Origin of the sequence: Streptomyces sp. H27-C3, assembly GCF_030063415.1 — a bacterium.
In the GTDB taxonomy this organism is placed as follows: Bacteria; Actinomycetota; Actinomycetes; order Streptomycetales; family Streptomycetaceae; genus Streptomyces.
In genome coordinates this window covers 1-11,783 of record NZ_JASITA010000061.1, presented here as the reverse complement: position 1 = coordinate 11,783, position 11,783 = coordinate 1, and the positions used below count along the sequence as shown (strand labels likewise).

The 11,783-nt window shown below is 71.4% G+C and carries 9 protein-coding genes and 2 pseudogenes; 10 read left to right on the top strand and 1 reads right to left on the bottom strand.

Features of this window, described 5'->3' with window-relative positions; translation table 11 throughout:
- Positions 1–73 precede the first annotated feature (73 nt).
- The 3 genes from QMK30_RS35615 (at position 74) to QMK30_RS35605 (ending at position 2,873) form a co-directional block, all read left to right on the top strand.
- Positions 74–802, top strand: a complete 729-nt coding sequence (locus QMK30_RS35615) for a response regulator transcription factor (RefSeq protein ID WP_283522490.1) — start codon at positions 74–76, stop codon at positions 800–802.
- Positions 799–2,298, top strand: coding sequence for a sensor histidine kinase (locus QMK30_RS35610; protein ID WP_502963290.1), 1,500 nt, complete (start codon positions 799–801; stop codon positions 2,296–2,298). The genes QMK30_RS35615 and QMK30_RS35610 overlap by 4 nt, the downstream gene beginning before the upstream one ends.
- Before the next feature lie 176 nt (positions 2,299–2,474).
- A complete protein-coding gene (locus QMK30_RS35605; protein ID WP_283522489.1) occupies positions 2,475–2,873 on the top strand; it encodes a hypothetical protein in 399 nt (132 codons plus the stop codon).
- A 129-nt stretch (positions 2,874–3,002) separates the two neighbouring features.
- On the opposite strand, the gene QMK30_RS35600 is transcribed toward QMK30_RS35605, so the two are convergent.
- On the bottom strand, positions 3,003–4,847 hold the full coding sequence (locus QMK30_RS35600) for a bifunctional metallophosphatase/5'-nucleotidase (protein WP_283522488.1): 1,845 nt from the start codon (positions 4,845–4,847) through the stop codon (positions 3,003–3,005).
- A gap of 237 nt (positions 4,848–5,084) precedes the next feature.
- Between QMK30_RS35600 and QMK30_RS35595 the strand changes: the two genes are divergently transcribed.
- From QMK30_RS35595 to QMK30_RS35565, 7 genes and pseudogenes are all read left to right on the top strand, one after another.
- A complete protein-coding gene (locus tag QMK30_RS35595; protein ID WP_283522487.1) occupies positions 5,085–5,459 on the top strand; it encodes a DUF1016 N-terminal domain-containing protein in 375 nt (124 codons plus the stop codon).
- The gene (gene mshD, locus QMK30_RS35590; protein WP_283522486.1) at positions 5,456–6,382 is read left to right on the top strand and encodes a mycothiol synthase; all 927 of its coding nucleotides are present in this window, start codon (positions 5,456–5,458) and stop codon (positions 6,380–6,382) included. Before QMK30_RS35595 ends, mshD begins: the two co-directional genes overlap by 4 nt.
- A 266-nt stretch (positions 6,383–6,648) precedes the next feature.
- Positions 6,649–7,040 (top strand): annotated as a pseudogene (locus QMK30_RS35585) (GntR family transcriptional regulator).
- Positions 7,037–7,460, top strand: a pseudogene (locus QMK30_RS35580) (ATP-binding cassette domain-containing protein); the annotation flags it as partial. The pseudogenes QMK30_RS35585 and QMK30_RS35580, both read left to right, overlap by 4 nt.
- Positions 7,461–7,692: 232 nt before the next feature.
- Positions 7,693–9,921 (top strand): RNA degradosome polyphosphate kinase, encoded by a 2,229-nt coding sequence (locus tag QMK30_RS35575; RefSeq protein WP_283522485.1) that lies wholly within the window; start codon positions 7,693–7,695, stop codon positions 9,919–9,921.
- Positions 9,908–10,924 (top strand): CHAD domain-containing protein, encoded by a 1,017-nt coding sequence (locus QMK30_RS35570; RefSeq protein ID WP_502963289.1) that lies wholly within the window; start codon positions 9,908–9,910, stop codon positions 10,922–10,924. The genes QMK30_RS35575 and QMK30_RS35570 overlap by 14 nt, the downstream gene beginning before the upstream one ends.
- Positions 10,921–11,349: an NUDIX hydrolase gene (locus tag QMK30_RS35565; RefSeq protein WP_283522484.1), complete on the top strand. Its 429-nt coding sequence runs from the start codon at positions 10,921–10,923 to the stop codon at positions 11,347–11,349. Before QMK30_RS35570 ends, QMK30_RS35565 begins: the two co-directional genes overlap by 4 nt.
- Positions 11,350–11,783 lie beyond the last annotated feature (434 nt).

Below are 11,783 nucleotides of genomic sequence, written 5' to 3'. Positions count from 1 at the left end.
CCCCGCCCCGTGCGACGCTGAGCGCACCCCCGCAGCGCCCCACCCGCACTCCCACCACCGCCGAGGACCCCCGATGACCAGCCCCGCCGAGCGCATCCTGATCGTCGACGACGAACCCGCCGTGCGCGAGGCGCTCCAGCGCAGCCTCGCCTTCGAGGGCTACGGCACGGAAGTCGCGGTCGACGGCATCGACGCGCTCGCCAAGACCGCCGCTTACGAGCCCGATCTGATCGTCCTTGACATCCAGATGCCCCGGATGGACGGCCTGACCGCCGCCCGCCGCATCCGCTCCTCCGGCGACACCATCCCCATCCTGATGCTGACCGCCCGCGATACGGTCGGCGACCGCGTGACCGGGCTCGACGCGGGCGCCGACGACTACCTGGTGAAACCGTTCGAGCTGGACGAACTGTTCGCCCGGATCAGGGCCCTGCTGCGGCGCAGTTCGTACGCGGCGACCCACGGCGCGGGCGGCGAGGACCAGCCCGGACACGTGCTGTCCTTCGCCGACCTGCGGATGGACCTCGCGACCCGCGAGGTCACCCGCGGCAGCCGCCAAGTGGAGCTGACCCGGACCGAGTTCATGCTTCTGGAGATGTTCCTCGCGCACCCGCGCCAGGTCCTGACGCGCGAGCAGATCCTCAAGGCGGTCTGGGGCTTCGACTTCGAACCGAGCTCGAACTCGCTCGACGTGTACGTGATGTACCTGCGCCGCAAGACGGAGGCGGCCGGCGAGCCGCGCCTCGTGCACACGGTGCGGGGAGTGGGGTACGCGCTGCGCACGGGCGGCGGTACGGAGTGAGCACCACGCACGCCCCGCACGACGCCCCGCACCCCACGGACGGCCCCGGCGAACCGGAAGGCCCCGCCCCGGAGCCCGGCAGGCGCGGCCCGCTGCGCCGCCTGGCCTCGCTGCCGCTGCGCTCCCGCCTCGCGCTGCTCGTCACCACCGCGGTGACCGTGGCCGTTGCCCTGGCCGCGGTGGCCTGCTGGCTGCTCACCGAGAGCCAGCTGCGCTCCCAGCTGGATTCCTCCCTGGAGAGCCTGTCCGTGTCGCGCGGGTACCTGGAGCTGGCCGCGTCGAACTGTCAGGAGTCGGGCCCGGCGCCCAGCAAGGACGCCCCGCCCAGCACGACGTACGTACAACTGGTGCGCCTCGACGGCGGCCGCTGTGTCGGCCCGGGGTCGACCCCCGTCAAGGTCCAGGACGCCGACACCCACGTCGCCCGGCACCTCGCCGACCAGGCCTGGCACGACGGGGTCACCGACACCGGCGAGGCGGTCCGCGTCTTCACGCACCAGGACCGCGGCACCGGGCTCACCGTGTCGTTCTCCCGCCCCCTCGCCGAGGTCGACGGCGCGCTGAACCAGCTCGCGCTCGTCCTGCTCGCCGTCGCCGGCCTCGGTGTGCTCGGCGCGGGCGCCGCCGGACTGTGGGTGGCGAGGACCGGGCTGCGGCCCGTGGACCGGCTGACGGACGCGGTCGAGCATGTGGCGCGCACGGAGGACCTGACCGTGCGCATCCCGGTCGAGGGCGAGGACGAGATCGCCCGCCTCTCCCTGTCGTTCAACGCGATGACCACCGCCCTGGCCAGCTCCCGCGACCGCCAGGCGCAACTGATCGCCGACGCGGGGCACGAGCTGCGCACGCCACTGACCTCGCTGCGCACCAATGTGGAGCTGCTGGCCCGCAGTGACGAGACGGGCCGGGCCATCCCGCCCACCGACCGGGCCGCGCTGATGGCCTCGGTCAAAGCCCAGATGACCGAACTGGCCGCTCTCATCGGCGACTTGCAGGAGCTGGCAAGGCCGGACACGGCGATACAGGGCAGCCCGGCGCGGGTCGTCGCGCTGCACGAGATCGCCGCGGCGGCCCTGGAGCGGGCGCGGCTGCGCGGCCCCGAGCTGACGATCACCTCCGACCTCGCGCCCTGGTACGTACGCGCCGAGCCCGCCACGCTGGAGCGGGCGCTGGTCAACGTCCTCGACAACGCGGTGAAGTTCAGCCCGCCGGGCGGCGCCGTCGAGGTCGTGCTGCGCCGGGGCAGGCTGACCGTCCGCGACCACGGCCCCGGCATCCCCGCCGACGAACTCCCCCTCGTCTTCGACCGCTTCTGGCGCTCCCCGTCCGCCCGCGCCCTGCCGGGCTCGGGCCTGGGCCTGTCGATCGTGGCCCGTACGGTCCAGCACGCGGGCGGCACGATCGAGCTGCGGCGCCCGCCGGACGGGGGCGCCGGCACGGAGGCCCTGATCGGGCTGCCGGGGGCGGCCACTCCGCCACCGGCCGGGGTGGTGTGAACCGGGCCTGCCCGCCCGAGGGACCGCCGGATGGCCCAGCTCCGACGGCGGTGCGCCCGCCAATCGGGTACAGTCCCGGCCCGTTTCCGGGCCCCCCGGCGTGTAGCGCGTACCGGCGCACCGGATTGCGATGAGGTCAGGTAATCATCCCTCACGCACGCTCCGGAGGAATTCACATGCTTCGTCGTCTCGCTATCACCGTTGCCGCCATCGCCACGGCCGGATTCATGGCAGCCGGCCCCGCCGCCGCCGCATCGATGAACATCGACGGTGGCCACGCCCACCGGAGCGGGTGCATGGCAGCCGGGTTCGAGTACAGCAACGTCGGCGGCCCGTACGGCATCACCGCGGCCAAGGGTGGGAAGTCCGCGTACGAGAGCGAGAGCGCCTTCGGCGGCCACGACCGCGGCTTCGGTCACCACTGCGGCTGCGACCTCTCCGGCGCCCACCGCGGCGAGGGCATGAGGGCCGGGTTCGAGTACCTCAACATCGGTGGGCCCTTCGGCATCACCGAGACCCACCGCTCGAAGTCCGCGTGCGAGTGGGAGGCGGGCTTCGGTCACCACGGCCACTGAAACGACTGACGGCTCCGCGCTGTCGTCGACGAACGGCCGCGCCCCCACGGTTTCCCGTGGGAGCGCGGCCGTTCGCATGCGTCGCCCGCGCCGCCTCGCGCGTGCCGCCGCCGCCTCGTCCGTGCTCCCCTACTTCACGACCGTGATCCGGTCGGCGGCCGGCGGTGCGATCGGCTTGGCCGCGCTGGAGTTCGCCGCCAGGTAGGCATTGAAGAGATCCAGGTCGGAGGCGCCGACCAGCTTGTTCTTGTGCTCCTTGAAGACCGCGAAGCCGTCGCCGCCACCGGCGAGGAACTCGTTCATCGCGACCCGGTAGGTCTTCGCCGGGTCGAGCGCGACGCCGTTCAGCTTCACAGAGGCGACGTCGATACGGGCCGCGCCCTGCTGGGTCATGTCCAGGGTGTACGTGAAGCCCCTGGACACCTGAAGCACCTTCGGGGAGGCGTCGTTGCCGCCGCTGACCTGCTGCTGGAGCGCGGTGATCAGCTGGGCGCCGGTCAGGTCGACGACGTTCATCATGTTGGTGAACGGCTGGACGGTGAACGCCTCGCCGTACGTCACCACTCCGTCGCCCTCACTGCTACTCGCCTTGTAGACCAGGTCGGAGCGGATCCCGCCCGGGTTCATGAAGGCGAGCTGCGCCCCGCCCTTGTCGGCCGGGGCCAGGCCCTCAAGCTGCGCGTCGGCGATCAGGTCGCCGAGCGGCTTCTCGGGGGCCGTGGAGCCGCGGCCGTTGATGTCGGCGGAGATGAAGCCCTGCGGCCGGTTGGCGACGGGCGCGGCGAGGGTGCTCCAGCGGCCGATGAGCGAGGTCATGTCCGCGGCCTTGTCCTGGTCGCGGCTGACGATGTGGTTCACGGACTTCGAGGACTTCACCGACGTACGGACGATGTCCCTGGTCCTGCGGTCGTAGGTCAGCGTGGTGTCGGTGTAGACCTTGCCGAACGAGGACGCCGATGTGACCATGCGCGGCTTGCCCGCCGGGTCGGGGATGGTGCACGCGTACGCCTGGTGGGTGTGCCCGGTGACCAGCGCGTCGACCTTGGGCGTGATGCCCTTGGCGATGTCTGTGATCGGTCCTGAGATGCCGTCACCGGCGCCCGGGGAGTCGCAGTCGTAGTTGTACGAACTGCTGGCCGGCGAGCCGCCCTCGTGGATCAGCGCGACGATCGACTTGACGCCCTGGCGGTCGAGTTCCTTGGCGTACTTGTTGACGGTCTCGATCTCGTCGTGGAACTTCAGGCCCTTGACGCCGTTGGCCGTGACGATGTCCGGGGTGCCTTCGAGGGTGACTCCGACGAAGCCGATCTTGACCCCGTTCTTCTTCCACACCGTGTACGGCTTGAGGAGCGGCTTGCCGGTCTTCTCGCGGGTGACGTTCGCGGCGAGGTACGGGAAGTCGGCGCCCTTGAACTTCTTGCCCTTCTCGAAGCAACCCTCGACCGGGTGGCAGCCGCCGTTCTGCAGGCGGGCCAGCTCGGCGGAGCCCTCGTCGAACTCGTGGTTGCCGACAGCCGACACGTCCAGGTCGAGCTGGTTCAGCGCCTCGATGGTCGGCTCGTCGTGGAACAGCCCGGACATGAGGGGGCTGCCGCCGACCATGTCACCGGCGGCCGCGGTGACGGAGTACCGGTTGCCGTCGCGCGCGTCGCGCAGCGAGGTCGCCAGGTACTCCACGCCACCGGCCGGGATCGCCTTCCTCGTCCCGTCGGGCTGCGTCTCGTTGACCGTGCCGGCCGAGCCCGCCGGGGGCTCCAGGTTCCCGTGCAGGTCGTTGAAGGACAGCAACTGCACATCGACGGTCCGCGACGGCTTCGGCTTGTGGTGCCGCCCGGCGTCCTGGGCGCCGGCCGGCATCGCGGCGACGAGCGCACCGAGGGTGGCGAGACCGGCGGCGGACGCGAGCATCCGCCGGGTCGCGCGACCGGTGCGCGAGGCGCGCTGCGTACGGGTGGAGCGGGGGTTCGCTGACATCTGTCCCCTTGTGAGTTCAGCGTGGAGAGCTGGACGTGAAGTCGGCATGAAGTGGCGTGAGGTGATGGGCGCTGCGAGCGGCAGCTTAAAGTCAACGCGCGTAGAGCGACAGGGGTCCCGGGTTACGAGCTGGTTGCCATCATTTCGTCAACGGGGCATTCGACGTGTATCACCCGTATGGCGGACATATGCGAGCAGGAACGTCACGGCACGCGCGAGTGCCGCAAGCCTGCACCCATGGACAGTGAACTCACAGCCAAGGCTGTCGTACCCGCTCGGACTTCCGAACTACCGCCGGGCTTCTGCCAGATGGTCGATGACCTCAAGTCGATCGTGCGCGGCGCGCACATGCGCGCACAGCTCAAGGTCAACACCGAGATGCTCCAGATGTACTGGGAGATCGGGCGGACGATCCTGACGCGACAGCGCAGCGAGAAGTGGGGCACCAAGGTCATCGACCGCATCTCGGCCGAGCTGCGCACCGAATTCCCGAACCAGCGCGGCTTCAGTCGGAGCAACCTCAAGTACATGCAGCAGATGGCTCGACCGTGGCCCGACCAATTGGGGCAAACAGCTTGCTGGACAATTGCCGCCGTACGCTCGTACCCATGACGACTGACCCGGTAGCCCCCGCCCCCGACCGCCAGATCCAGACCCTCGACGAGCTCACCGACGAGCAGGCGCAGCAGGTCATCGGCCTGCTGACCGACGCCGCCCGCGAGGACGGCGTACATGCCGTGTCCGAGCAGGGCAGGCTCCAGCTCCGGGGCGGGCACCGTGCGGGCATCCGGCACTTCCTGCTGTCGCGGGCCGACGGGATGCTGCTCGGTTACGCGCAACTGGAGGACACCGACCCTGTCGAGGCTCCGGCCGCCGAGCTGGTCGTACATCCCTCGCATCGCGGGCAGGGTCACGGGCGGGCGCTCGGGTCGGCCGTGCTGAACGCGTCGGGCAAGCGGCTGCGGGTGTGGGCGCACGGCGGGAGGTCCGCGGCGCGGCATCTCGCGCAGGTGCTCGGGCTGACACTCTTCCGCGAACTGCGGCAGCTGCGCCGCCCCTTGAGCCCGCTGGACATCCCCGAGCCGGTGCTTCCCGAGGGCGCGAGCATCCGCACCTTCGTGCCCGGCCGGGACGACACGGCCTGGCTCGCCGTGAACGCGGCGGCGTTCGCGCACCACCCGGAGCAGGGTTCGCTGACGCAGCGCGACCTGGACGACCGCAAGGCGGAGTCGTGGTTCGACCCCAAGGGCTTCTTCCTGGCCGAGCGCGACGGCGAGCTGATCGGTTTCCACTGGACGAAGGTGCACGCCGATGAGCAGCTCGGCGAGGTGTACGTCGTCGGGATCCGCCCGGACGCCCAGGGCGGCGGCCTCGGCAAGGCACTCACCGCGACCGGCCTGCGGCACCTCGCGGCGGCAGGGCTGCCGACCGCGATGCTGTACGTCGACGCGGACAACACGGCGGCGGTCACGGTGTACGAGCGGCTCGGTTTCACCACGCACGGAGTGGACCTGATGTACCGCACGGAGTCATAGGACAGCACCCGTTCAGCAACACCCCTGGGGGCGGCGTCGGTTGACATCGCCCCCTCTTTGCACTCTTCCACTACTTACGACCTCGGGGGCAATGGAGTGTGGATCAGCGAGTGGCGTCCTGCGGCTTCGCGTCCTAGGCGGAGGAGGGAGGCGACGCGGAGCGTCGTCGACCGACGACAACGCCGGAGGCGGAGTCGCGGGGCGCCGGGAGCCCGCGCACTATTGCCCCCGAGGTCGTTAACTAGTGAAAGGGATGTGTGAGCGAAGTGGTCGAGTTCCGTATCGACCGGCGCACCGGCGTCGCCACCTATCTCCAGATCGTGCAGCAGACCAAGCACGCCCTCAGGCTCGGCCTGCTGGAGCCCGGCGATCAGCTGCCGACCGCCCGCGAAGTCGTCGAGGCCACCGCGATCAACCCGAACACCGTGCTCAAGGCCTACCGGGAGCTGGAGCGCGAGGGCCTGGTCGAGGCGCGACGCGGGATGGGCACCTTCGTCCGGCGCACCCTCGGGACCCGGGCGCCCGAGGAATCCGCCTGCGCGCCGAGCTGGTCGAGTGGGCGGCCCGGGCCCGTAAGGCCGGACTGGAGAAGGACGATGCCGCCGCGCTGTGCACTTCCGTGATCGAAGAAAGCTTCAGGGGGGGGGAACGGACATGACCGACACGGCCATCGAGGCGGTGGGACTGGGCCGCCGCTACGGGCGGCGGCAGGGGAAGTGGACACTGAGGGAGTGTTCGGGCTGCCCGTCGGCGCGTCTGCCGCGCTCGTCGGGCCCAACGGCGCCGGCAAGACGACGCTGCTCGCCCTCGCGGCGGGACTGCTCCGCACCACCGAGGGGACGATCCGCGTCCTGGGCACCGCTCCGGCTACGGCGCGCGAACGGATCGCCTTTGTCGCCCAGGAGAATCCGCTGATACCGCAGTTGAGCGTCGCCGACCCCTGCGGATGGGGCGCGAGCTGAACTCCGCGCGCCGGCAGGACGAACTCGCGAGCCGCATCGTCGAGGAGGGCGACCTCGCCCCCCACACACGCGTGCGCAACCTCTCCGGCGGCCAGCGCAGCCGCCTCGCGCTCGCCTTCGGCACCACCCATGCCCACCCCACGCACCCACCTCCCACGCGCCCCCACACACCACCCGCGTTCCCCCACCCGCGCCCGGACGTCATGTCCCCGTTACCGGCCATTCAGACGCGCTTGCGACCCTCACGGAATGCAGCCCGCCGAGCCACCCGCCCCCAACGGGAGAGCGCCCCGCGTATCCGCCCCCTTCGGCGCGCCCGTCGGCACCTGGAAGCGGAAGAATGGGGCCATGAGCCAGCAGCCGAGCGCCGATGTCCCCGTCCAGCATGCTCAGCCGTCCGTCGGTTCCATCGCGGCGCACCGCCCGCACACCGTGGCCGCGTCGCCGGTGCCGCTGGATCCCGACATCGATGCCGACCTGGATACGTACGTAGATGACCTCGACGGCGACGAGGAACTGCCCCAGGGCCGCTTCCTGGACCGCGAGCGCAGCTGGCTGGCGTTCAACGAGCGGGTGCTCGAACTGGCCGAGGACCCCGGCACGCCCCTCCTCGAACGGGCTAATTTCCTCGCCATCTTCGCCTCGAACCTCGACGAGTTCTTCATGGTCCGGGTGGCCGGCCTGAAGCGCCGCATCGCGACCGGCGTCGCAACCCGCTCCGCGTCCGGCCTGCAGCCCCGCGAGGTCCTGGATCTGATCTGGACCCGCTCCCGCGAGCTCATGGCCCGGCACGCCGCCTGCTACCAGCAGGACATCGCCCCGGCCCTCGCCGACGCGAACATCCACCTCATCCGCTGGCCCGAGCTGACCGAGAAGGAGCAGGCTCGCCTCTTCACGCTCTTCCGGCAGCAGATCTTCCCGGTGCTCACCCCCCTCGCGGTCGACCCGGCGCACCCCTTCCCGTACATCTCGGGGCTGTCCCTGAACCTCGCGGTGGTCGTACGCAACCCGGTCAGCGGCCATCGCCACTTCGCCCGCGTCAAGGTCCCGCCGCTGCTCTCACGCTTCCTGGAATCCTCCCCGCAGCGTTACGTGCCCCTTGAGGACGTCATAGCGGCGCATCTCGAAGAGCTCTTCCCCGGCATGGAGGTCCTCGCGCACCACATGTTCCGGGTGACGCGCAACGAGGACCTCGAAGTCGAGGAGGACGACACCGAGAACCTCCTCCAGGCGCTGGAGAAGGAGCTGATGCGGCGCCGCTTCGGGCCGCCGGTGCGCCTGGAGGTCGAGGAGTCCATCGACCCGTACGTCCTGGATCTGTTGGTCCGCGAGCTGAAGATGTCCGACGCCGAGGTGTACCCGCTGCCCGGCCCCCTCGACCTGACCGGACTGTTCGGCATAGCGGCCCTCGACCGCCCCGAGCTGAAGTTCCCCAAATTCATCGCGGGCACCCACCGTGACCTGGCCGAGGTCGAGTCGGCGTCCGCGCCGGACATCTTCGCGGCCCTCCGCGAACGCGACGTACTCCTCCACCACCCCTACGACTCCTTCTCCACCTCCGTCCAGGCCTTCCTGGAGCAGGCCGCGGGCGACCCGGACGTACTGGCGATCAAGCAGACGCTGTACCGGACCTCGGGCGACTCCCCGATAGTGGACGCGCTGATCGACGCTGCCGAGTCCGGCAAGCAGGTCCTGGTCCTGGTCGAGATCAAGGCCCGCTTCGACGAGCAGGCGAACATCAAGTGGGCGCGCAAGCTGGAGGAGTCCGGCTGCCATGTCGTCTACGGCCTGGTCGGCCTGAAAACCCACTGCAAGCTGTCCCTGGTGGTCCGCCAGGAGGGCGAGACGCTACGGCGCTACAGCCACGTCGGCACCGGCAACTACCACCCCAAGACGGCCCGCCTCTACGAGGACCTGGGCCTGCTCACCGCGGACCCGCAGGTCGGCGCGGACCTCTCCGACCTCTTCAACCGGCTCTCCGGCTACTCGCGCCGCGAGACGTACCGCCGCCTCCTGGTCGCCCCCAAGTCGCTGCGGGACGGCCTGGTCGCCCGCATCAACAAGGAAGTGGCGCACCACCGCGCGGGCCGTCCCGCGTACGTACGCATCAAGGTCAACTCGATGGTCGACGAGGCCATCATCGACGCCTGTTACCGGGCGGCCATAGCAGGTGTGCCGATCGACATCTGGGTGCGCGGGATCTGCGCGATACGGCCCGGGGTCACCGGGCTGTCGGAGAACATCCGGGTCCGCTCGATCCTCGGCCGCTTCCTGGAACACTCGCGGATCTTCTCCTTCGGGAACGGCGGCGAGCCCGAAGTGTGGTTCGGCAGCGCCGACATGATGCACCGCAACCTCGACCGCCGCATCGAGGCACTGGTCCGGGTCACCGACCCGGCCCACCGCGCGGCCCTGACCCGGTTCCTCGAAACCGGCATGTCCGACGCCACGTCCTCGTGGCACCTCAGTGCCGACGGCAACTGGACTCGGCACGCGACGGACGCGGACGGCTCACCGCTGCGGCACGTTCAGGAGATGCTCATAGACGCCCGGAGGCGCCGGCGTGCAACACCATGACACCGCATCCAGGAGCGGGGCCCCGGCCCGCCCGTTCACCGGCCACCGGCCCGCCGGTGAGGTCCTCTCCCCCTATCTGCACGAACGGGCCGCGGACTTCCTGCGCAGCCTGCGCATGCACCGCGAGAGCGGCCAGGACCCGCAGGGGGCCGCGGCCGTCGAGGCGGCCGGTGCGCTGCGGCGCTCGGCGCGGCGGATCGGCGGGGCCCTGCACACGTTCCGGCCGCTGACCGACACCCACTGGGCCGACCCGCTGCGCGCGGAGCTGGCCTGGCTGTCGGGCACCCTGGCCCGTGAGCACTCCTGCGCGGCCCGCCAGACCCGGCTGCTCGACGCCCTGAACCGCCTCTCCGGTACGACCCCGGTACCGGCCGCACGAGGCACTGCGCAGCCCACCGGCGCCCTGACCGTCGGCGCCGCACGGGCCGGAGCCCTGCTCGACCGCCAGCTGACCCTGGCCAGGACGCGGGCGCACTCCGCCGCACTCCAGGCCCTGGGCTCCGCACGCTTCCACGCGGTCGCCGACGCCGTGGCGCTCCTCGCGTCCGACGCCCCGCTGGGCCCGGCCGCCGCGGCGCCCGCCGACGAGGTCCTGGTCCCGCTCGCCGACGCGGCGCGCCGGCGCCTGACCGACGCGGTGGCCACACTCCCGCTGAACCGCGCGGCGCACCCGTACAACGCTGAGGCGCTGATCCACGGCCTGGCCGCCACACCGACCGCCGAGGCGCAGGACGCCCCCTGGCACCAGGTCCGCCTCCTCCTGCGCCTGCACCGCTACGCGCAAGAAGTCGTACGGTCCCCAGCGGCCGACACCCTCACCGCGGCCCACTCCCTCAACCGCCACCGGGACGCCGCGGAGGCCGCAGCAGCCGCAGCTTCGGCGGCCCGCACCCCGCGCATCGCCCCGGCGACGGCGTACGCCCTGGGCGTGCTGCACGCGGACCAGCGTCACGAGGTGGAGGCGGCCCGCTTCGCCTTCCAGCAGGTCTGGCCCGCGCCATGACCACCGCGAACCCCACCCACGATCCGACCGTCCTGGCCGCAGGCTGCGTGCTCTGGCGCCGCACCTCCACCGCCGGCCTGCAGATCTGCCTCGTACACCGACCGAAATACGACGACTGGTCGCACCCAAAAGGCAAACTCAAGCGCAACGAGGACGCGCTCCAGGGCGCCCTGCGCGAGGTCCGGGAAGAAACAGGCCACGCCGCCACACCGGGCCCCCGCCTCCCCACCACCCACTACATCGCGAACGGCCACGCCAAGCGGGTCGACTACTGGGCGGCGGAGGCATCGCCGGGCACCTTCGTCCCGAACGACGAGGTCGACCGCATCCTGTGGCTCTCCCCCACAGCGGCAGCCACCCGCCTGACCCAGCCCCGCGACCGCGAGCTCCTGGACGCCCTCCTCAACTCCCTGCACGCAACCTGAGCCAACAGGCACCCGCACGGACACCCCACCCGCGCCCCCGCACAGGGGCCGGGGTCCCACCACCAAGCCCACACGTGGCCGGGGTCCCACCACCAAGCCCACACGTGGCCGGGGTCCCACCACACGTGGCCGGGATTCCGACGCACCCCCCACGGGTTCGGGATTCCGACGCCGGGAGGGGGCCGGGGTCGTAGGGGGTGGTGTTCGGGACGTAGAGCGTGATTTGTGGGCAGCACCCGGGCCACTCCTCCCAGGGCCCCGCAGAGCGCCTAAATCATGCAGTCCCGAACGCCGCCCCCGGAGACCCCGGCCCCCGGCCCCACGCCCCCCCGCACGCCACCCCCCCATACACCCCGGCCCCCACGCCCCCCCCCCCCCCACCCCCCGCGCACCGCCGCCCCCCCCCGCCCGCCCCCACCCCCCCCCGCCCCCGC